Below are 22507 nucleotides of genomic sequence, written 5' to 3' on the forward strand. Positions count from 1 at the left end.
GGAGCACTATATTTTATCAGCTTTTTCCCTTTGGGGAGGGGGAGTTCGGCTGGTTCTTTTTCTTGTCGGGCTTTTGCAGATACCAAGGGGTTCCTTCCGTTTCGTGTGGTTTCTTTCGCGGGTCGTTTGGATCTATGTAGCCAGGATCTATTCCAGGCTTAAATTTACTAACATCTGGTGGAACGAGCTCAAACCCTTGTTCTCGTAACCATTTAGTAGAATCTATTGGCGCTTTGTTTGGGTTGTAGATTTCTTCCTCTTTTAGCCCCAATTCCTTTGCACTCTCTCGGTATTCAGGTTTAAGCATTCCTCTTAAATACCAAGGAGCACCAGGTCCATAATATTTATCGGCTTCACTTCTTTGTTCTGCATCGGTAGACTGAATTTTCGATGAATATTTATCGAGATTTTCTTTGTTTTCTTCTGCCGCTCTATTGTTATCGGCAACTATGCCCGGGTCACCTTTTCTTGGTTTAACCTCTTTTTCTTTAGTAGTTTTTTGTTTGCCAGGAAGGGTTTCAAAAAATGGAGTCCCACTTTTCTGGGCCCATTCAAAGGCTAAAATGTTGGAAAGGTGATGGTTTTCTTTGTTTAAAGCCTTTTGCAGATCCAGGTCTGTTTTGCTGTTTTTACACAACTCAATTAGGTAGGGATTGGTGGTAAAAAGCGAAATGTTTTGCATTAACTCACCGGGAGAAAGCTCTATGGCTTGGTTTTTATCTGCTAAGACAAAAACAAATAGGTAATCCAACGAGAAGAATTCTTCTTTTAAGTTATATGAGAATTCGGAGTTTTGATTTATAGGGTAGGCCTGAAACAAAACCTGTTTATCTCCCATAGAAGTTAAAACAGGCCAGAATTGCTCTAGCTTAGGTAGTAACTTTACCTTATTACTTTTCTTCGGTATATCTTTCTTCTCGTTTTTTCCAGATTTCTCTAGTCTATCAATCTTAGAAACTTCTATTTTTTTAAAGCTAATGGGAATGAGTTGGTTTCCTGGAAGTAAATCGCCAAAGCTGTGAAAGTTATTGCTGTAGGCAGTATATGACTTCACCTCTGTTGCAGCTATTTTTTTGTATTCCTTGGAGTTGAGTTCTGCGTAGTTCAACACAAATTCTGGGTCCGAAGACTCATAAACTCCAGTAAGAGCATATCCAAACTTCTCCTCGTATTCGGGGAAGGTTTTAAAATTCGACTTTAGTATTCCTCTTTTTTCCGTTCCATTTTCAGCAAAATTTAAAGGGTCTATTTTGATAGCTTTACTCTTAATCTCAATCTGAAAGGGCCAAGCGGAATTGTTATTTTGGTCATTAAAATTATAATAGACGGAGTAGGAGTTGTGGGCAAAAGCTGACCCCGTTACGAGATCTACAGCAAAAGGGATAATTAGGGGAGCGCCAATCAGCGAAATTGGACGGAATTTTTTCTCAACAATGAAATTAAATTGGTCTTTATCACTTTCCGAAAGCTTAAGGGTAACTATTTTCTTAGAAAACGAGTAGGGTTGATTTAATACCATTGGTGTTTCACCAGTGTATTTATCGTTAACATATACAGGTATTTCCTTGGGTGTAGAACTTATATATATTGGGCTTTTCGTGCCGTAAATAAGGGTTGCACAGCTTGTAAACAGCCCAATGCAAACAGAAAAAAGTAATGCCCCGGAAATATATCTCATGGTAATAATCTGAGTCGTTTGTTTTAACCTTGCAATATAAAACGAACTTTCTGATTGAACGTTAACCAATAGAACGAAAACCTTTTGAATAAATAATTATGGAACTTCCTAAGATTCTTAAAATCTACAACCAAGTAAATCAGTTTGGAATCACAAATGGTATGCATTACGAAGTTAAGAGACCAGGAGTGATTCATTACTATTGGAAGGTTCAAAGTGATCATTTAAGTTCTCCGGGGGTTGCCCACGGTGGGGCAGTAGCAGGTTTTATGGACGCTATTCTTGGGGTTTCTGCCCTGTCTGTTTCTGCAGAAAGAAATGAATTGGTTGCTACGGTTGAGTTTAAAATTCAATATATCCGACCTATTTTCCTCAATGATGAACTAGAAGGCATAGGGGAGGTGGAATATCGCGGAAACAGAATTATTCTGGCTAGCGCAGTAATCCACAATCAAAAAGGGGAAAAAGTGGCAATGGGTACGGGAACTTTTAATGCTTATCCTGCATCGAAAAGTGCCGTGTCAGAATACATGGATTAATATTCTAAAGAACTTTGAAATTGGGGATGTCCTCAATTGTTCCGATTTCTTTTAAGATAGCGGCAGCTTTTTTCAATTCTTCAATTCCATTTGAAACGCCACACCATCTGGTGTTTCGATACCAGGGCTCAATTAGTTCGGCTGGTAATTTAGAGAAGGTCATAAATTTTTCTAAACAACCTGGAGCAGCTGCAATCTCTTTAGCTTTTAGTAATAAATCGGTTAAGGTTTCTTTAACTTCTTTTTTTGCAATGCGGGGGCTGACAGCTAAAACAAAAGCAGGCCAGGGGGTAGGGATTTCACCAATTCTCTTAAAATTACCCGTTGTAACATAGGGCTGCGTGGTGAATTTTTCCCAGAGAAATAAAAAATCTTCTTTGCTTTTTGACTCTTCTAAAGCACCATCTAGGTTGCCAATTACCTTGTAGTTCGCCTTTTCCTCCCAGTTCTGTTGATGGCATAATAGCTTGTACATCAGATGCGATCCCGAATTGAACCTCGAAATTAAAACGGGCAATGAGACGGTATTTGGCAATTGTGGGAGTTCTGAATCGCCGTGGGTGTGTATCCCCCAAACTAGCGGGCTACCTATATAAAAGTCAATAAAAAACGGGGCAGACTCCTTGCTCTCTTGAGATTTAATAAAGCCGTCGGTTAGCAGTAATGCAGCATCGACTTCACCGGATTCTAATTTTGCTAACATTTGTCCTGTACCTCCAGAGCTGTAAGTCCAACTGATGTTTTTAAAATTCGGATTTTGCTCTAAAGCACTTACGATAGGGTAATTAAAGTGTTCAGGAACTCCCGTTATGGTCAATTTCATTTATGCCAATCGTTTTTGAACGTATTTTTCAATATTACTGCAGAATTTTTCGGGACTTAAAGTTCTCCAACTTAGATCGTCTAATTTGCCTCCACAAACAAAATAATGGTCGATGTTAGCAGAGCTAAACTCCTGGATAACGTGTTCCCTGAAGTTGATAAGAGCTATCCAACCACCCAAATCCTCAACATCCTCAAACCATTCTTCATAGTAGCAGTCATCCGAAGAATGAAAATTTAGTACGTTCTCACCAATTAGGATAAACTTAGATAATCCGGCGTTCATCAACTCATCAATGATGTCTCTTTTCAGAATCATTATATCATTGTGGATACAGTCGTTCCATTCTCCAATAAGCTCTATAACCGCATACCCATCCATGTAATCTGCATAAATCAATTTCATAAATAGGGTGGGCGATCCAATTTCGTCCCATTGCGGATGGATTACGTGGTCGTAGATGGCATGCGTAAATTCAAACTCTGAATATTCGCGCTGATAAAAGGGGCTATTTACATCTTCGCTGGCAACGTAAAAAGAGCGCCAACGGTAAAAAGGTTCAAGGGTGTGCATTAATTTTTATGTGCATTTACTGCTTTTCGAACGCTTCCGTGTTTCAAAAGTTGCGTCTTTGCTTCGTCGTAAGAAATATTTAATTGAGCCATAACCATACGGGTCCCTCTATCTACCAACTTTTCGTTGCTCAGTTGCATGTCTACCATTTTATTTCCCTGTACATGACCGAGTTTTACCAATAGGGCGGTGCTAATCATGTTCAGTACCATTTTAGTGGCGGTTCCTGCTTTTAGTCGGGTGGATCCGGTAATGAACTCTGGACCACAGTTAACCACTATAGGATTTGCAGAAGCACTAATGATAGGGGCGCCAGGATTGCAAGTTATACATCCATATCCAGCACCTATATCTTTAGCATAATTCAATCCTCCTATAACATACGGGGTTGTTCCCGAAGCAGCTATTCCCACTAGGAAATCTCGTTCGGAAAATGATTTTCCTTTCAGATCGGTTTTGGCTAGTTCAGGACTATCTTCCGCGCCCTCAACTGCTTTTCGCATGGCGCCATCCCCGCCAGCAATAAGGCCCTGTACCAATTCTGGCGAAACTCCAAAGGTAGGTGGGCATTCAGAGGCATCAACAACGCCTAAACGCCCGCTGGTTCCAGCTCCAATATAAAATAGTCTTCCCCCTAATTTAAGCTTTTCAAAAGCAGCGTCAATTAAGCTGACAATGCTGGGAATGGCTTCTTCCACAGCTATAGCAACCTTAGCATCCTCTTGGTTCATTGCCGAAACAATTTCTATAGAGGAAAATTGGTGGATGTCATTGTATAGCGAGTCCGACTCGGTTACTTTTTTCATGCTGCAAAAGTAAAAGGATTCTTCGCCTAGGGTATTTGAATTTTGGTTAACTTATTGGTAAAAACCTACCATGAAATCCTACCACACTGCCCTAGTAACGGTGCTAGTTGTTTTTTTTATCGCTTCTAATGTACTCGCACAACCCTTTGATGATAAGCTGCCCTTTGCTGAAGAAGGTGAACTATTTGAGAAAAAAAAAGCTAGATCTGGTAAGGATGGATTAAAAAATGGACCGCCTCCACCTCCTATGCCCATTGATGATTACCTATGGATCTTAGCATTGGTCGGAGGAATTTGTTATTTCGCAGGCTTTCATTCAAAGGATGTTTTATATTTGGATGATTGATTAATCTTTTTTAAGGGTTCCCTCCTCTGTATAATCTAGCCGGTGGTTGTAATTATGAAAAATGCCAAATCAGAAGTAAAGTCATCCCCAAAAAACAATAAATCAAAAACTCCAAAATCTCCAGAGGAGGATGTTCTTCAAATTGTTGCAATTGGAGCCTCAGCAGGGGGATTGCAAGCCATATACAGCTTTATTGATAACATTGGTTCCTTATCTGAAAGGAACACAGCTTTTGTAATTATTCAGCATTTAAGTCCAGACTATAAAAGTTTAATGCCAGAATTATTGAGGAGGCATACAGAAATGGAGATTGTTCCTATTGAAGATGGACAGCAACTGGAAAGAGGGAAAGTGTATGTCGCTCAGCCATCTACGGTAATTAGGGTAGAAGAGGGAGTATTAAAAACCGTTGTAAGGCAGCAGGATAAGTCTGTGCATTATCCAATAAATAGTTTTTTGGTAAGTCTTGCAAACGATCAAGGGGAGAAGGCCATTGCGGTGATTTTATCGGGGTCTGGTTCTGATGGAACCCTAGGGATTGAACAGATAAAACAAAAAGGAGGATTTGTAGTTGCTCAGGATGAAGAAACAGCCAGTTTTAATGGAATGCCTAGCAGTGCAATATCAACGGGATTGGTTGATAAAATTTGCCCACCTGAGGACATTGCCAAAGAAATAGCAAATTATTTAGACGGAGTTTCTGAGGATTTTGAGGATGACGAGATAATGGATTCTGCAGGTCCAGAAGTTGTTGTCAATATGATTTTGGCCTCGGTCAATAAACATTTTGACCTAGATTTCACATTGTATAAAAAGAATACCATTCTCAGAAGGATAGAGCGAAGAATGAAGGCCATGAGTTTTTCTAAAATGCGGGATTACATGAGCTACCTTCAAGCTCACCCGCAGGAAGCAAAAAATCTTGGGAATGATTTTTTAATTAACGTAACTGCATTTTGCAGAGATCCAGAGGCCTTTGCATATTTGGAGGAGTTTGTACTTCCTGCTACCATCGCCGATTTTGAAGATTCTGATCAATTAAGGGTTTGGGTTGTTGGATGCAGTAGGGGGCAAGAAGCATATTCTTTAGCTATTATTTTCAAAAGATACTTAGATAAATTCCACCCTGGAAAGTCGATTAAAATATTTGCCACGGATGTGCACGCTCCCAGTGTAAGTTATGCTTCCAAAGGAAGGTACGCCATTGAGGAAATTGAATCGCTCCCAAAGGAATATGTGAATAAATATTTTAACAAGCTAGATGACCAATCCTACCAGGTGAAGTCGACTCTGAGAGACCTAATTGTTTTTGCGGTCCATAACATCATAAAAGATCCCCCTTTTAACAATATTCACTTTGTTTCGTGTAGAAACCTTTTAATTTATTTTAAAGCAGAGCTTCAACAAAAGGTTCTTGGTTACCTACATTTTTCATTAGTGCCAGGTGGGCGCCTGTTTCTCGGGCTTAGTGAAGCCCCCTTTTCAAAGGAGAACAACTTCGAAACCATAAACACCAACTTTAGATTATACAGGAAGGTTAGTAACAATAGAACCAAGTTTTATTTGTCAAACACCCCTAAATCGGGAGTTTCCAGAATTACCAATGAGGTTTCTAGTAATGGAAAATTAACGGCTTATGGGGGAGGTAGAACTCGAGTGGAGGAACCAAGAATTATTGATAGGATAAAGGATCAAATTATTGATGAGGTTTTACCTCCAACAGTAATTGTAAATTCTGAAAATGACATCGTACATGTATTTGGTGATGTAGAGGATTACTTGCACTTTCCTAAAAAGCAGTTTCATCTTAATATTTTTAAGATGGTTCCAGATTCTCTATACCTTCCAATTAATACTTTAATAGTAAACGTTAAGAAAGCCAAGGAAAGAGTGGTTTTTAATAACGTGAATTTTCAAAAAGGAGAGGAGCGAAAAAAGTTAAAGATTAGCGCTTTTCCAGTTGAAAACCATCAAGAAGGAATTAAATCGCCATATACTGGTATTATCTTTGAGGCTGATACAGAAATCCCAATGGATCAAATTGATTTCGCGGGGATGGACTTGGACAAGGACCAACATGTAAGAATACTTCAGTTAGAGGAAGAACTTAAAGAAACGCAGGAATTTCTTCAAAATACCATTGAAGAGCTTGAAACATCAAATGAAGAGCTCCAAGCGACTAATGAAGAGTTGATTGCTTCGAACGAGGAGCTGCAAAGTACAAATGAGGAGCTCCAGAGTGTAAATGAAGAGCTCTACTCCGTTAACACTGAATTCCAAGTTAAGGTTACCGAAATGGTTGAAATTAATGATGACCTTAATAACCTTATTCAGAGTACAGAAATTGGAACCATTTTCCTTGATAGATACCTTAACATCAGGAAATTTACCGATGCAGTTGCAGAGATAATTAACCTGAGTGAAAACGATATAGGAAGACCGATATCTGATTTAAAAACCAAATTGGTGGACGTAGAAATTGAAACCCTTTCTAATGAGGTTTTAAAAAAATTAGAACCTGTGGAAATTGATGTTCTAACCAAGAATAATTCGAACTTTTTAATGCGCATGGTGCCATATCGTAGTTCGGAAAATAAAATAGACGGGGTGGTAATTACTTTTGTTAATACCGATCGATTAAAAACAGCAGAAACAGAATTAAGATCCCAAACTAAAAAATTACAGCGTAGTAATAGTGAGTTAGAGCAAGTGGCTTACGTTGCAACGCACGATCTAAGAGGGCCTGTTATTAATATGAAGGGTTTATTAGATATCCATATTAAGAAACAAGAATTTTCTGAGGACGATGAGGTTATACGAAGATTACGATCTAATGTTAATCGGATAATTTCCACGCTTGATGGCTTAATTGAAGTGATATCCTACCAAAAAGATTTGTCTTCCGAATTTGAAAAGGTGGATTTAGAAAAGGTGGTTTCTGACATCTTTGAAGAATATAAAGATGAGTTGAACTCGTATAAAGGGAAGTTTAAGAAAAACCTAAAGGTTACTCAGGCATTCGGAATTAAGCGTTACTACTACAGTATCCTTAAAAACCTCGTGGGAAATGCAATAAAATATCGCCAGGAGGTAGTACCTCTTTTAATAGATATAACATCTAAAAAGCTCAATGAAGATTTCATGGAGCTAACCATTACTGATAATGGCATTGGAATGGATATGAAATACGTAGATTCGGCATTTACCGCATTCTCTAGATTAACATCCAAGGGAGATGGAAAGGGAATCGGCTTGTATCTAGTTCGTTCTATGGTAGAATCTATGGAGGGTGCAGTTACCTTTGAAAGTGAAGAGAATTCGGGTACCAAATTTATTATCACTCTCCCCATTAACGATCTAAAGAGATATAAATAGGATGTAAAAAGGAAATAAAAAAGCCCGTTCAATTATTGAACGGGCTTTTTTTGTGGAGCCGGAGGGATTCGAACCCTCGTCCAAACAAGGAACAATAGAGCTTTCTACATGCTTAGCAGTTACTTAATTTTCGACTTAAAGCTGACTAACTGCGGCCTACTTTAAGCTTATTCTGTTAGGTTTCACTGACAAGTCCAGAATTCTTGCCAACTATTCCACCTGAATGAAACCCCGTATATCAACACCGGTAGACAGAATGTTGATGGGATTCTCGTCCTGCCGTACTGTACTTCGGGCTAGGATTAAGCTATAATCGTCTTAGACAGATTATGCTGCGAGAGCATAGTTGTTTTCGCCATTTAAAGCGTTGAAAGTTGATATTTACGAGCCAACAAACAAAGCTCGGCATGCTTACTGTATCATCTCTCTTGTAGTCAAAACCAGTCGACCCCAAGATTACTTGCAAAGATATGGATTAGTTAGCACCTTAGGGCAAGGAAGTAACTATGCAGGAGCTTTTACAACAAATTTTAAAGAATAACGGTCTGGGATCAGTAGAAAACATCCAATTTGTTGGTGGTGGTTCCATAAATAATGCCTTTAAAGTTTCCACAAACAGGGGGAATTATTTTATCAAACTAAACGAAAATACCCCTGGAGACTTTTTTGCAAAAGAAGCCGATGGGTTACAAGCTTTATCTCAGGTCGTGAGGGTTCCACAAGTAATTGCGGTTGGGAAAGCTTATTTGATTTTGGAATACCTCAATATCCAAGCTCTGAATAAAAGCTCTCAAAAAAAAGCTGGCGAGCAATTGGCCATTCTCCATAGTATTCAATCAAATTTTTTTGGGTGGGAGCACCATAACTACATGGGCAGTGTGCAGCAGCTTAATGACCGAGTTGAAAGCGGTGCCAAATTTCTTCAAGAATATAGGTTGAAACCGCTTTTCGAAAAATGCAAAAATCAAGGCTTGATTTCCCAAAATGATTTAAAGTTGGCAGAACGGTTAATTGGGAAACTGGAGGGGATACTACCTTCAGAATCACCTACTTTAATTCATGGTGATCTGTGGTCTGGAAATATTGGTTGCCATAATGAGGAAGTATATTTTTATGATCCTGCGGTACAGTATGGCTATAGAGAAATGGATTTGGCGATGACTCAACTCTTTGGAGGATTTGACCAGGAATTTTATGATGCATACCTGTATAACCAGCCTTTAGATGCAAATTGGCAGGAACGGGTACCTCTGTTTCAGCTATATCCTTTACTTATCCATTTATTACTTTTTGGTTCGGGATATTATCGTAAAGTTATGCGAGTAATAAGCGCATATGTTTAAGTTTGTACGCTACAGTTTCTTACTATGAAATTAGGTGTGATTAGAGAGGGGAAAACACCCCCAGATAGAAGGGTGCCACTTTCTCCTAGACAATGTTGGCAAATTCAGGAAATTTGGCCTAAGGTCGAGATCGTTGTTCAAAGCAGCCCAATTAGAGCCTTTTCTGATGATGAATACACAAGCGCAGGGGTTAGGGTTGTAGATGATTGTAGCGACTGCGATGTATTACTAGGGGTTAAGGAAGTGCCTGTAAATCAGTTAATCCCTAATAAAACCTACTTCTTTTTTTCACACACCTTTAAAAAGCAAGAGTATAATAAAGGATTGCTTAAGGCTCTGCTCGATAAGAAAATTCGCCTGATAGATTATGAAGTTGTCACAGCAGAAGGCGGTAGAAGATTACTCGGGTTTGGTCGTTACGCAGGAATTGTAGGGGCTTATAATGCTTTTTACGCCTGGGGTGTAAGAACTGGGAATTACGAGCTAAAAAGAGCCCATGAATGTGCAGACCGGAAAGAATTGGAGCGCGAGCTTAAAAATGTGAAGCTTGATGCAAAATTTAAAATGGTTTTAACCGGTGCTGGTAGGGTAGCGAAAGGAGCAATTGAGATACTTGAAGAAATTGGTATCAGGCAAGTAGAACCAGATGCTATTATAAATGAAACTTTCGATCACCCTGTATTTGCTCAGCTTCTTGTAACAGATTACAATAGAAGAGAGGACGGAAATGATTTCACTGCGGAGGATTTTTACAGGTATCCGGTTGGCTATCAGAGTAATTTCATGCGATTTGCTAAGGTGTCTGACATGTATATTGCTTGTCATTATTGGGATAATAGAAGTCCATTTATATTCTCCAGGGAGGATGCCAAATCCGCAGATTTTAATGTGAAAGTTGTTGCGGATATATCTTGTGACATTGACTGTGCTGTGGCGTCAACATTACGGCCTTCAACTATCTCAGACCCTCTTTATGGATATGATCCAAGGACAGAATCTGAAGTTGATTTTAATGATCAGAATGCCATCGGTGTGATGGCCGTTGATAATTTACCGTGTGAATTACCAAGGGATGCCAGTGAAGACTTTGGAGCGGAGTTGATGAACAATGTGCTACCTCATCTTTTTGAAGGAGATAATGAGGGAATAATTGAACGTGCTACTCAAACCACACTGGATGGTAATCTAACACCTCAATTTGCGTACCTAGAAGATTGGGTTAATTCCTAACTAAACGTTTTTAAGAGCAGCCACTGTTGCTATAGGGTCCTGAGCTCCAAAAACTGAGCTTCCTGCCACCAGCACATTGGCTCCAGCGTCTACTAATTGTTTCGCATTTCCTAAACCGACACCGCCATCAATTTCTATAAATAGATTGGGGTTTACCTCCTGTGCCATTCGTTTTAGTTCGGAGATCTTATTGTAGGTGTGTTCAATAAATTTCTGTCCGCCAAAACCAGGGTTCACACTCATTAAACAAACTAAATCAATATCTGCTAGCGTATCCTTAAGCAGGCTTACAGGTGTGTGAGGATTTAATGCCACTCCCGCTTTCATTCCTTCCTCCTTTATAGCTCCAATTGTTCTATGCAGGTGGGTGGAAGCCTCATAATGAACAGTTAGAATATCTGTACCTACGTTTTTAAAATCCTTGATATAACGTTCGGGCTGAACGATCATAAGGTGTACATCGAAAACTTTTTTCTTGTGCTTTTGTAGAGATGAAATTACCGGCAACCCAAAGGAGATATTGGGGACAAACACGCCATCCATTACATCCAGATGATACCAGTCTGCTTGAGAATTTTCAACGATATCAATTGCGTTTGATAGGTTGGCAAAATCAGCAGCGAGTAATGATGGAGCAATAATTGGCATGGCAAATAATTTTTGACAAAGGTACAAACAAAAAAAGCCCAAAGAATCCTTTGGGCTTTTAATTCTACTCGGAAATTTCTTACCCGAGGTAAGACTTAAGTATTTTGCTTCTAGAAGTATGTTTCAATCTTCTAATTGCCTTTTCTTTAATCTGTCTAACACGTTCGCGAGTAAGATCGAATTTCTCTCCAATTTCCTCTAAGGTCATTGGGTGCTGTCCGCTTAATCCGAAGTAAAGACGAATAACATCAGCTTCTCTTGCAGTAAGGGTAGATAGAGCCCTATCTATCTCTTTTCGCAAAGAATCGTGCATAAGTTCTTGCTCTGGGCTAGGACTTTCTGCACTGCTAAGAACGTCGTACATGTTAGAGCTGGAGTCATCGCCATCCTTAAGAGGCGCGTCCATAGAAACGTGTCTTCCTGCATTTCTAAGCGATTGCTTAACCTCATCTACAGACATGTCAAGAATCTCGGCAAGTTCTGCTGGAGTTGGAGCTCTCTCATATTTTTGCTCTAGCTCTGAGAATGCTTTATTCACCTTGTTAATAGATCCAATCTTATTAAGAGGAAGACGAACAATTCTAGATTGCTCAGCTAAAGCTTGAAGGATAGATTGACGAATCCACCAAACAGCGTAAGAAATAAATTTAAATCCACGAGTTTCATCGAAACGTTGAGCGGCTTTAATGAGTCCCAGGTTCCCTTCGTTGATAAGGTCAGGAAGTGTTAAACCTTGATTTTGATACTGCTTAGAAACCGAAACAACAAATCGCAAGTTGGCTTTGGTAAGTTTTTCGAGGGCCGCCTGGTCACCTTTCTTAATTCTACGAGCTAATTCTACTTCTTCTTCTGCAGTAATTAACTCAACTTTACCAATTTCCTGAAGGTATTTATCCAAAGACGCCGTTTCGCGATTGGTTACCTGTTTTACAATTTTCAGCTGCCTCATTTAAGGGTATTTAATTTGTTTAAGGCCAAAGGCCTAGCAAAAGTTATTATTTGGGTTTGGAAAGGGCGCTTGGGAATTAGCGCCCTATCAATAACGGAATAATAGCAATCTTGTTACGCTTCCTTCTTCTCAGGTTTAGGAAGTAATACCTTTCTAGAAAGTTTAAGCTTTCCAGACTTAGGATCTTTCCCTAAAACTTTAACTTCTACCTGGTCGTTTTCATTGAAAACGTCTTTTACATTTTCAATTTTCTCCCAAGCAATTTCTGAGATATGAAGTAATCCATCTGTTCCTGGAACTAATTCCACGAATGCACCGTAAGGCATGATGGCTTTAACTTTTCCTTTAAATGTCTCTCCAACTTCAATTACACGTGGAATAGCAATGCTCTTGATCTTGTTCACTGCTTTATCCATGCTCTCCTTGTTGTTAGAAACAACCTGCACTAATCCTTTGTTGTTTACTTCTTCGATAACAACGGTAGCACCAGATTCATTTTGAATTTCCTGGATAATCTTACCACCTGGTCCAATAACAGCACCTATATTTTCCTTAGGAATTTCGAAGCTTACGATTCTTGGAGCATGCTCCTTATAATCTTCTCTTGGTTGGTCGATTGTTTTAAGGAGTTCATTAAGGATATGAAGTCTTCCTGCTTTAGACTGCTCAAGAGCATCTTCTAAAATTTGGTAGTTAAGACCTTCAATTTTAATATCCATCTGACAAGCAGTGATTCCTTTCGTAGTACCACATACTTTAAAGTCCATATCTCCTAGGTGATCCTCATCTCCAAGAATATCGCTAAGAACGGCGTATTTACTTCCATCTTTATTGGTAATAAGACCCATTGCGATACCAGAAACTGGGTTTTTCATCTTAACACCACCGTCCATTAATGCTAGGGTTCCAGCACATACAGTAGCCATAGAAGAAGAACCATTAGATTCTAAAATATCAGAAACTAAACGGATGGTATATGGATTGTCGTTACCACCTGGAACCATGTTTTTAAGAGCACGCATGGCTAGGTTACCATGTCCAATTTCTCTACGTCCAGGACCTCTGTTAGGTCTAGCTTCACCTGTTGAAAAAGCAGGGAAGTTGTAGTGAAGAAGGAAACGGTCAGATCCCGTTTTAATTACGGTATCAATCGATTGTTCGTCTAATTTAGAACCAAGTGTTAACGAAGTTAAGGATTGAGTTTCTCCACGAGTAAACACAGCAGAACCGTGAGTTCCTGGTAGGTAATCTACTTCACACCAAATAGGTCTAATTTCATCAAGCTTTCTTCCATCAAGACGCTTTCTTTCTTCAAGAACAACATCTCTTACACCTTCTTTCTCAACCTTACCGAAGTATTGTTTTAAAAGGAATGCATTTTCAGCTTTTTCCTCATCTGAAAGCGTTTCAAGGAAAGCTTCTCTAATTTCGGTGAATCTTCTCTTGCGCTCTTCTTTGATAGCAATTCCTGAAGCTGCTACCTCTTTTACCTTATCGTAGCAAAAGTTGCGAATTGCTTCGAAAAGTTCTGGGTTCGACTTTTCGTGGTTGTACTCTCTTTTAGGGAAGGCGTTAGGAACTTCCTTTGCTAATTCTTCCTGAGCGATACATTGATCAATAATTACTTTGTGAGCGGCCTTAATTGCCTCAAGCATTTCTGCTTCAGAAATTTCAAGCATCTCACCTTCCACCATGGTAATGCTGTCTTTTGAACCAGCAATAATCATGTCGATGTCTGAGTTTTCCAATTGTTCATCAGATGGGTTAATGATAAACTCACCATTAACTCTTCCAACTTTTACTTCAGAAATAGGACCGTGGAAAGGAATATCAGAAACTGAAATTGCAGCTGATGCCGCAAAACCAGCAAGGCTATCTGGGCTTACAGTAGGATCGTATGATAAAAGGCTTACCATTACCTGAGTTTCCGCGTGGAAATCACTAGGAAACATTGGTCTTAAAGCTCTATCTATTAATCTAGATACTAATACTTCTGCATCTGAAGGCTTAGCTTCACGCTTAAAGAATCCACCAGGGAATCTACCGGCAGCAGAAAATTTTTCGCGGTAATCAACGGTTAATGGAAGGAAATCAACATCCTCTTTTGCTTCTTTGTTAGCTACAACTGTAGCAAGTAGCATGGTATCTCCACAACGAAGTACGATGGATCCGTCTGCTTGTTTTGCTAAAATTCCTGTTTCAATTGTAACCGGTTTGCCATTTGGCATCTCTACGGTTTTCGAAAATCCGGTAGGCTTCATTTACTTATTTTTTTCTCTGTGTATATATGTGTATGTAACACAAAAAGGGGCAAACCAATTCGATGCCCCTTTTTGTTATAAAATTATATGTAATTCCTTAATCAAGCTTATTTTCTGATGCCCAATTTAGCAATAATTGCACGATAACGCTGAATGTCTTTTTTCTTAAGGTAATCTAGTAAAGATCTTCTCTTACCTACTAAATCTAAAAGAGCTTTTTGAGTTCTAAAGTCCTTTTTGTTGTTCTTAAGGTGACCTGTTAGGTGCTTAATTCTGTGTGTGAATAGAGCGATTTGCCCTTCAGTTGAACCGGTATCTTTCTCAGACTTACCGTGTTCTTTAAAAATTTCTTGTTTTACTTCTGTAGTTAGATACATGCCAAAACTATTTCGTGAATGTTATGTATTAGGCCCGCAAAGGTAATCTAATTTTCTTATTATCCTTGGAAAAAGCGAATTTGCTGTGCAAGTTTTTCCTTTAAGTCGTCTCTGGATACAATAAAATCAAGGAATCCGTGCTCCAACAAAAATTCTGAAGTTTGGAAGCCTTCTGGTAAATCTTTACCAATTGTTTCCTTTACAACCCTTGGTCCCGCAAATCCGATTAGTGCTTTTGGTTCGGCAATGTTAATGTCTCCAAGCATTGCAAATGAAGCAGTAACACCTCCTGTAGTTGGGTTTGTTAATACCGAAATGTATGGTAGTTGCGCCTTAGCAAGCAGTGTAAGCTTGGCACTGGTTTTTGCCATTTGCATTAGCGAAAATCCAGCTTCCATCATTCGTGCACCCCCCGACTTTGATATCATAATGAAAGGTGCATTTAACTCAATGGCTTTGTCTATGGCGAGGGAAATTTTTTCTCCTACCACAGATCCCATCGATCCCCCAATGAATTTAAAATCCATTGCTGCAACAACAGCGTCGCTTTGTTCAATTTTACCGTGTGCGGTTCTTACAGCATCCTTTAACCCAGTTTTTTTAATTGTAGCCTGGATTCTATCGGTATATTTTTTGGTGTCCTCGAAGTTAAGTGGGTCTGCTGAAGTGATTTCTGCATTAAACTCGGTGAAATCTCCGTTATCAAATAATAAGTCGAAATAACCGATTGCGTCTAGGCGATCGTGGTAACCACAAGATTCACATACGTGTTTGTTTTTACCGTGATCCTCAGAAGAAACCACATGACTACACTCTTTACATTTCCACCACAGTCCTTCAGGGGTTTCCTTCTTCTCGGTGGTAGATGTGGTAATTCCTCTTTTAATTCTTTTAAACCAACCCATAAAATGTTGTTTTAAGCAACGGTTATTCCAGGTTCAAGATACACATCTTGAATGGCATTTAGAATTTCAATTCCTTCGTTCATTGGCTTCTGGAAAGCTTTTCTTCCAGAAATAAGCCCCTGACCACCGGCACGTTTGTTAATAACTGCTGTGGTAACTGCTTCGGCTAAGTCAGTAGATCCTGCAGATGCTCCACCCGAGTTAATCAATCCTGCACGTCCCATGTAACAGTTTGCTACTTGGTATCTGCATAAATCAATTGGATTGTCGCTTGTAAGTTTATCGTAAACTGCTTTATGCGTTTTCCCGAATTTAATAGCGTTGTATCCACCGTTAAGGGTTGGAAGTTTTTGCTTAATGATATCCGCCTGAATGGTAACACCAAGGTGATTCGCTTGAGCAGTGATATCTGTTGCCGTATGGTAATCTACTCCGTCTTTTTTGAAGTCGCTATTTCTTAGGTAACACCAAAGAATGGTAGCCATACCTAATTCGTGAGCTCTTTCAAACGCCTCGGCAACCTCAATTATTTGTCTCGAAGATTCTTCAGATCCAAAATATATAGTAGCACCAACCGCAGCAGCACCCATGTTGTAAGCTTCTTCAATAGATCCAAACATAATTTGGTCGAAGCTGTTAGGGTAGCTTAATAACTCATTGTGATTAATCTTTACAATGAATGGGATCTTATGAGCATACTTTCTAGAGCATGAAGCAAGCGCTCCGTAAGTAGAAGCTACAGCGTTACATCCTCCCTCGATAGCAAGCTTTACAATATTTTCTGGGTCGAAATATATTGGGTTAGGTGCAAAAGATGCTCCACCTGAATGCTCAATTCCTTGATCTACAGGTAAAATGGATACATAACCAGTATTTGCTAACCTACCATGACTGTAGATGCGTTGAAGATTTGCTAAAACGCGATTGTTTCTATTGGTCTGCATGAATATCCTGTCTGTAAAATCAGGTCCAGGAAGGTGTAACATGCTTTTATCAATCGTTGTACAAGTGTGGTTTAATAACGCTTCTGCGTTATCACCTAAAAGACTTTCTATTTTGCTCAAAGCCATACCGAGGATTGTCAATTTCTTAAACGCGACAAAACTATAAAAATATGCCAACAGAATTGATTAGAATGGATAACCAATACCGATATTGAAGTTTAAATTACTTCGGTATCCTCTAATGGCATTATCACCCGACAGGTTGTTTCTTTGGTTAAACCGTTGAACGATACTGTTATACTTGGTTTTTTCTTGGTAAAACCAACGTTCGTTTTCAGGCAAAGTTGGATCGCGAAGTGGATAACCTAAATCGAAGCGGATGATGAAAAAATCGAAATCCAAACGCAAACCAAAGCCTGTTCCTATGGCTAGGTCGTTATAGAATCGAGTGTCAAACTCCGTACCTTCTCTGTTTGCTCGTTCCTTAAATACCCAAATATTACCCGCATCTAGGAAAATGGCGGCTTCTAAAAATGAAACCAAATCGAATCGGTACTCCACATTTCCTTCGATTTTTATTTCTCCAATTCTATTTAGGAAGCCAGAAAAGGAATTGGTATCCAGGTAACTTCCTGGCCCTAAGGTTCTCGCCTGCCACGCACGGATACCATTACTACCCCCAGCGAAAAAACTCTTTTCAAAAGGTAAGGCATCTAGGTTTTCAAGTGGCTTGGCAGCCCCAATAAATAATCGAGTTGCTAAGGTTTGATCAAAGCGGTTGTAGTGGTAGTATCTAAAATCATTTTCTACCGATAAATATTGGGCATAAGTAATTCCAAATAATTGGTAGGTGCTCGCTTTGCGATGGTTATCGTTAAATAATCCCGCAAGACCTCTAAATGTATTACCCGCTCCTTCAACCTTTACTCTGTTATACCACCCGTGGTTACTGTTCTTGGATTTAATCTGTCGATAGGTGAAAATGTAGGAAGAAGCTAGGATTACCTGATCGCTATAGGTGTTATTTAAGAATGGGTTGTTAAGCGCATCAAGACGATCTTGGAGCGAATTGCTTAATTGGGCATTAACAAAAGAAATATCTATTGGGGTTACTCGATGTAGTTTTTGAGGTGTTTCCAGCCAAAAGTATCCAAAGGTTAATTTGGTGGCTCGTCTAAAAAAGTCGTCGTTTTTTAAAAGATTGTATGTGGCTGTTACCTGGGTTTGAGGGCGATTAGATTTAGCAAACTTGCTTTGAGAAATGGGTAGTAAAAACCTCGGAAAGGTAAGTTGTAATCTCGGGCCGAACTCCACCGTGTTAAAGAAGTTATCGGTATTGGTACTATCACTTAAGAAAAATGGTTCAAGTCCCCCAGATAAGGACAATCTAAGTGTCTCGCCATTTTTAAAGGCATTTATCCGCGAAAGCGATACACTTCCATTAACTCCGAAGTTGAAGTTTGTGACATTCTGATTTTCGTCGTTCTGCCCCGAGTAGGCTCTGGTTTCCAAACGCGTTTCAACCGAAAAAGTGTGTCGCTTTAAAGGGTTGAGGTAGATGTATGCATCCAGAAGTTCGTTCTCATTATTTGTCTGGGGTTGCTGGTATTCGAAATCGATATTTACCGACCTATATAACCCCATATCATTTAGACTTTTATAGGTGTCCGTGATATCTTGAGCTATGTATAAGCCCTTGTTTATAAAGACTTTGGTTGGAAGAAGTTTGGGGTTTATCCTAAGGGGTTTGTTGTAAATTATTGATGACTTTTCCAGGCGTATGGTATCCGAGAATGAGTTGGTCTGGAAAATGTTGTAATTGGGATAGATATAGATTTTGTCTATTCGGTAGCGGGTATGAACTTGATCTACCTTTTCTCCATTGGGTTCTGTTTTTACGGGGTTGAGGATTCTTGCATTGATATGAACTGTATGGTCACCAAAAGCACTGTCCACCCTAAATTTTATGTAGTTCTTTTTAAAGTCGAAAAAGCCTTGATTTTGAAAGCAAGTGGCGATTTGTTTTCGAAGGTCGTCGAGCTTCTTATAATCGTATTTTTCACCCTCAATCGGGATCCATTTTATCGTAGACTTCTTAAAAATGTTTTCCAATCTAGGATCTAGAAAATTGTAATTTAAACTAGCAACTATATAGGGTTCCTCGGGCTCTACCCTATATTTTAAAATCACCTTTTTCTTATTTCTCAGGGGATTTAAAAAGCTAAAAAAGTTTTTGGGATCTTGTTGGTTGTTGTATATGATGCTGTCTTTAACCGTTCCCTTAAAATATCCGTGTTGGAATAGAAAGCGCTCCATTTGTTCAACGGTTTTAGCCGTTTCGGTGGAGTCGTAAATAACAGGTTTTTCGCCTATTCTTCGAAGCCAAGATTTGAATTTACCCTCTTGATTTTTACCCAACCCTAGATTGTAAAGTCTAAGGTGCATAGACCAGATAAGAAAAGTCTTTCGGTTGGGTTTTTGCCGGATTAAATCCTTTAGCTCATCACTGTCGATATCGGGTTTTCCAGCGATTTCAAGCTTGTTCTTTTTAAGCAGATATTCGTTTTCTCCCAGTCTTCGGGTGGATTTACAACCAACTGAAACTGCAAATACCGAAATAAGCAGCAGCCACCATGTAGCTTTTAGGCCATTTATTCTATGTATTTTTCCGGCTTGAATCAAGAATACAGTATGACAACAATTTCTTTGCAGCAAAGTAAATTAATAAAGCGACTTTCTTTAAAAAAGTATAGAAAAACGGAGGGGCTTTTTATAGCTGAGGGTAGGAAATTGTTAAAAGAATTTGTTGATCACAATCCAAAGGCCATTTCCCATGTATACATAAGCGAGGAGGAATTTGCTAAAAATGGACATTGGCTGGAAGGGTTTTCTAAATCCATTCATTCAGAAAAGGACATCGCAAAACACAGCCAACTCAAGACCAGTCCAGGGATAATTTGTTTGATTCATATTCCTGATACTCCTCCAATTATTAAGGAAGGGTGGACTTTGGTTTTAGATGGAGTTAGTGATCCTGGAAACGTAGGTAGTATTATAAGAATAGCCGATTGGTTTGGAATTAATCAGGTAGTGTGTACCCTTGAAACTGCTGATTGTTTTAATATAAAAGTGGTGCAATCTACCATGGGAAGTTTGGCCAGGGTAGTGCCAAGTTACCGAGGAAATGGTGAAATAGAATCCTGGCTTAAAGAGGATGAAAGGATCGTCTTTAAAGCAGAAATGGAAGGCGAATCCGTTTTTAAAACCTCTTTTCCTTCACAAGGAATTTTATTGATGGGTAGCGAATCGCATGGGGTTGGGGAATTATTCCAGAACCTTGGGGAGTCTGTTACAATTCCTAGATTTGGTAAGGCCGAAAGCCTAAATGTAGGAGTGGCTACTGGAATTATTTGCTCACATATTTTCCGTTAAATAGTGGAATGCAGCATTAGCGCAGCGCTCACCATCCATTGCTGCTGATGCAATTCCACCCGCGTATCCGGCGCCCTCTCCACAAGGTATCAGACCCTTAACTCCAGGGTGTATCAAATCCTTGCCTCTTGGGATACGAACTGGAGCAGAAGTTCTGGTTTCAGGCCCTACAAGCATAGGGTTTTCCCTCAAAAAACCGGGCATTTTCTTTTCGAATGTTTTTAAACCAAATTTTAATCGCTCTGCAATGGCCTTTGGATACAGCTTGTTAAAATCCGCGGAATAAACTCCTGGGATGTAGCTAGTTTCTTTAAGGTGCTCACTCTTTTTTCCTTTTATAAAGTCGTTTGCCATTTGAGCAGGGGCAGCTTGGCTACCATTGGCCCAATCACCTGCCTTTTTTTCTATACTTTTTTGGAATTCCAGAGCTGCCAATGGTCCTGAATACCCCAATTTTTCAAGTTCTTCAATAGAAACCTGAGTAACTATACCCGCATTGGCTAAAGGGTTGTTTCTCTTAGAGGGAGACCATCCATTGGTTACAATTTCGCCAGGTTCAGTGGCGCAGGGTGCAATAATTCCACCTGGACACATGCAGAAGGAAAAAATTCCTGACTCTCCCTTGTTTGCAACCAGAGAGTATGCAGCAGGGGGGAGTCCAATATTGGTTTCTCCCTTGTATTGTCGTTCGTTTATAAAGCTTTGCGGGTGCTCTATCCTAAATCCAACAGCAAAAGGTTTAGGGCTTATCTCTATTAGTTTTTCATATAAGTGATAATAGATGTCCCGCGCCGAATGTCCAGTGGCTAGAATTACTGTGTTTGATTTGAAAGATCCCTTTGAAGTGTTAATTCCAACTATTTTGTTGTCTTCCAGTTCCAGTCCCAAAAACTTGGTGTTAAAATGAACTTCGCCCCCTTTATTAATAATGTCTTCCCGGATTTTCTCTACCAATCCAGGGAGTTTATTTGTGCCAATATGGGGGTGGGCTTGGTAAATAATTTCTTTGGGAGCCCCGTAATTTACTAGAGTGGAAAAAATTCTATGTATGTCTTTTTGTTTTCCCGAACGCGTGTACAATTTCCCGTCTGAATAGGTTCCGGCGCCGCCTTCACCAAAGCAGTAGTTAGAATCGGGGTTGATTTCGTGGTGTTTGGTTATTGCGGCTAAATCGCGTCTTCTTTCTTTTACATTTTTTCCGCGCTCAATGATAACGGGTTTTAATCCCAATTCTAGGCATTTGAGAGCGGCAAACATTCCTGCGGGGCCAAATCCAACAATAAGAACTCTAATTGCATCTTTATTAACCTCTTTGGCTTGTATGCAGTTAATTTCCGGGTGCAGCGGTTCTCTGCTTATTTCTGCCCTAATATTATACTTAATCGGTTTTTTCCTTGCGTCTAAACTTACCTTAAGGGGGCGTATATGTTGGTTGGGAAACTTTTTTTGTAACCAATCCTCCAGGTTGTCGACATTTTCTAATAAGTAAGCAGGGTAGCTGAGGTTAATAATTTCGGCCATAATTATCCTTCAAAGGTAAATGTAAGGAAGTAAGAAGTTGGGAATAATTTTTGGATTGGTGTGGAAAAACGTGTGTTATCCTGCATTAAGTAATCTTCAAGTCCAACCGCCATTTTCAGCTCTATACCAAATTTAAAATAGGGTAGGAAGAAATCGAATCCACCTCCAAACTCGGCTGCGGTTTGGAATTTTTCGAGCTTTATTAGGATATCTCTATCGTTAGAACTGGGATCTTCGGTTTTATGCGACATATCTATCATGTATTTCGCTCCGGCTATTATATAGGGTGCCGCATTCCCAATTCGATCCGTTCTAAATTTCAAATACACGGGTAATTCAATGAAGGTCGACTCCGTTATTTTTTCAAAGGTTGCAATGTTTCCCGCCTTGTTTCTAAACTGATAAACTAGTTTTCTGTCTTGGAAGGAAAGGGAAGGAACAAATCGAATTCTAAAGTTTTTGGTAAAGGCATAGGTGGTTACAATACCTAAGTTAAACCCAGGCATGGGTTGGTTATTAAGCGAAATGAGGCTGTCGTTAAAATTGGTTTGGGGTACTCTATCCATTCTAAAAGTCGATCCATTAACCCCAATAATGAATCCGAAATGGTATACTCTGGTATCGAAGTAGGGAAGGTTTTCGGCCACATAACGCGGCTTTTTAAACGACTCGCCATACTGACTGAAACCGCTGAGGGCAGTAAGCAATAGAATTACGAAAAGTGAATATCCTCTTAGCATTGCTTAACCTAACGATA

General features: G+C 39.5%; 19 protein-coding genes and 1 other RNA gene. 6 read left to right on the forward strand and 14 right to left on the reverse strand.

Annotation, left to right across the window (positions count from 1 at the left end):
- Positions 1-16 precede the first annotated feature (16 nt).
- Complete coding sequence (locus FRX97_RS07370) at positions 17-1678, reverse strand: hypothetical protein (RefSeq protein WP_147014557.1); 1662 nt, start codon at positions 1676-1678, stop codon at positions 17-19.
- A 98-nt stretch (positions 1679-1776) separates the two neighbouring features.
- Between FRX97_RS07370 and FRX97_RS07375 the strand changes: the two genes are divergently transcribed.
- Entirely contained in the window at positions 1777-2217 is a 441-nt protein-coding gene (locus FRX97_RS07375) for a PaaI family thioesterase (RefSeq protein ID WP_147014558.1), read from the forward strand.
- Positions 2218-2221: 4 nt separating this feature from the next.
- Here FRX97_RS07375 and FRX97_RS07380 read toward each other — a convergent pair whose 3' ends face one another.
- From FRX97_RS07380 to murQ, 3 genes are read right to left on the reverse strand one after another with little or no spacing between them, the layout of a single operon-like run.
- The gene (locus FRX97_RS07380) at positions 2222-3040 is read right to left on the reverse strand and encodes a type 2 periplasmic-binding domain-containing protein (protein WP_147014559.1); all 819 of its coding nucleotides are present in this window, start codon (positions 3038-3040) and stop codon (positions 2222-2224) included.
- Positions 3041-3613: a hypothetical protein gene (locus tag FRX97_RS07385; protein WP_147014560.1), complete on the reverse strand. Its 573-nt coding sequence runs from the start codon at positions 3611-3613 to the stop codon at positions 3041-3043.
- Positions 3613-4419 carry an N-acetylmuramic acid 6-phosphate etherase gene (gene murQ / locus FRX97_RS07390; protein WP_147014561.1) on the reverse strand — a complete coding sequence of 269 codons (807 nt, stop codon included), beginning with the start codon at positions 4417-4419 and terminating at the stop codon, positions 3613-3615. The genes FRX97_RS07385 and murQ overlap by 1 nt, the downstream gene beginning before the upstream one ends.
- A 70-nt stretch (positions 4420-4489) precedes the next feature.
- On the opposite strand from murQ, the gene FRX97_RS07395 reads away from it, so the two are divergent.
- Positions 4490-4765, forward strand: coding sequence for a hypothetical protein (locus FRX97_RS07395; protein WP_147014562.1), 276 nt, complete (start codon positions 4490-4492; stop codon positions 4763-4765).
- Positions 4766-4819: 54 nt separating this feature from the next.
- Positions 4820-8140: a chemotaxis protein CheB gene (locus FRX97_RS07400; RefSeq protein WP_147014563.1), complete on the forward strand. Its 3321-nt coding sequence runs from the start codon at positions 4820-4822 to the stop codon at positions 8138-8140.
- Positions 8141-8190: 50 nt separating this feature from the next.
- Here FRX97_RS07400 and ssrA read toward each other — a convergent pair.
- Positions 8191-8592: a transfer-messenger RNA gene (gene ssrA / locus FRX97_RS07405) on the reverse strand.
- Positions 8593-8646: 54 nt separating this feature from the next.
- On the opposite strand from ssrA, the gene FRX97_RS07410 reads away from it, so the two are divergent.
- A complete protein-coding gene (locus tag FRX97_RS07410; RefSeq protein WP_147014564.1) occupies positions 8647-9483 on the forward strand; it encodes a fructosamine kinase family protein in 837 nt (278 codons plus the stop codon).
- Between the two features lie 24 nt (positions 9484-9507).
- Positions 9508-10713 carry an NAD(P)-dependent oxidoreductase gene (locus tag FRX97_RS07415; protein WP_147014565.1) on the forward strand — a complete coding sequence of 402 codons (1206 nt, stop codon included), beginning with the start codon at positions 9508-9510 and terminating at the stop codon, positions 10711-10713.
- On the opposite strand, the gene rpe is transcribed toward FRX97_RS07415, so the two are convergent.
- The 7 genes from rpe to tamL all read right to left on the reverse strand — a co-directional run bounded on the left by rpe (position 10714) and on the right by tamL (position 19479).
- The gene (rpe, locus tag FRX97_RS07420) at positions 10714-11361 is read right to left on the reverse strand and encodes a ribulose-phosphate 3-epimerase (protein WP_147014566.1); all 648 of its coding nucleotides are present in this window, start codon (positions 11359-11361) and stop codon (positions 10714-10716) included.
- 79 nt (positions 11362-11440) lie between these two features.
- Complete coding sequence (locus FRX97_RS07425; RefSeq protein ID WP_147014567.1) at positions 11441-12310, reverse strand: sigma-70 family RNA polymerase sigma factor; 870 nt, start codon at positions 12308-12310, stop codon at positions 11441-11443.
- A 113-nt stretch (positions 12311-12423) separates the two neighbouring features.
- Positions 12424-14571, reverse strand: coding sequence for a polyribonucleotide nucleotidyltransferase (locus FRX97_RS07430; RefSeq protein ID WP_147014568.1), 2148 nt, complete (start codon positions 14569-14571; stop codon positions 12424-12426).
- Between the two features lie 107 nt (positions 14572-14678).
- Complete coding sequence (rpsO, locus tag FRX97_RS07435; RefSeq protein ID WP_147014569.1) at positions 14679-14948, reverse strand: 30S ribosomal protein S15; 270 nt, start codon at positions 14946-14948, stop codon at positions 14679-14681.
- Between the two features lie 59 nt (positions 14949-15007).
- A complete protein-coding gene (gene accD, locus FRX97_RS07440) occupies positions 15008-15853 on the reverse strand; it encodes an acetyl-CoA carboxylase, carboxyltransferase subunit beta (protein ID WP_147014570.1) in 846 nt (281 codons plus the stop codon).
- Between the two features lie 11 nt (positions 15854-15864).
- Positions 15865-16923 (reverse strand): class I fructose-bisphosphate aldolase, encoded by a 1059-nt coding sequence (locus FRX97_RS07445; protein WP_147014571.1) that lies wholly within the window; start codon positions 16921-16923, stop codon positions 15865-15867.
- 60 nt (positions 16924-16983) lie between these two features.
- A complete protein-coding gene (gene tamL / locus FRX97_RS07450; RefSeq protein ID WP_147014572.1) occupies positions 16984-19479 on the reverse strand; it encodes a translocation and assembly module lipoprotein TamL in 2496 nt (831 codons plus the stop codon).
- 9 nt (positions 19480-19488) lie between these two features.
- On the opposite strand from tamL, the gene FRX97_RS07455 reads away from it, so the two are divergent.
- Positions 19489-20229 (forward strand): RNA methyltransferase, encoded by a 741-nt coding sequence (locus FRX97_RS07455; RefSeq protein ID WP_170227070.1) that lies wholly within the window; start codon positions 19489-19491, stop codon positions 20227-20229.
- Here the strand turns inward: FRX97_RS07455 and FRX97_RS07460 are convergent.
- The gene (locus FRX97_RS07460) at positions 20212-21750 is read right to left on the reverse strand and encodes an NAD(P)/FAD-dependent oxidoreductase (RefSeq protein ID WP_147014574.1); all 1539 of its coding nucleotides are present in this window, start codon (positions 21748-21750) and stop codon (positions 20212-20214) included. The two genes, FRX97_RS07455 and FRX97_RS07460, sit on opposite strands and share 18 nt — an antisense overlap.
- Positions 21751-21752: 2 nt before the next feature.
- On the reverse strand, positions 21753-22490 hold the full coding sequence (porT, locus tag FRX97_RS07465; protein ID WP_147014575.1) for a type IX secretion/gliding motility protein PorT/SprT: 738 nt from the start codon (positions 22488-22490) through the stop codon (positions 21753-21755).
- Positions 22491-22507 lie beyond the last annotated feature (17 nt).

This window comes from Luteibaculum oceani (genome assembly GCF_007995015.1).
GTDB lineage: Bacteria > Bacteroidota > Bacteroidia > Flavobacteriales_D > Luteibaculaceae > Luteibaculum > Luteibaculum oceani.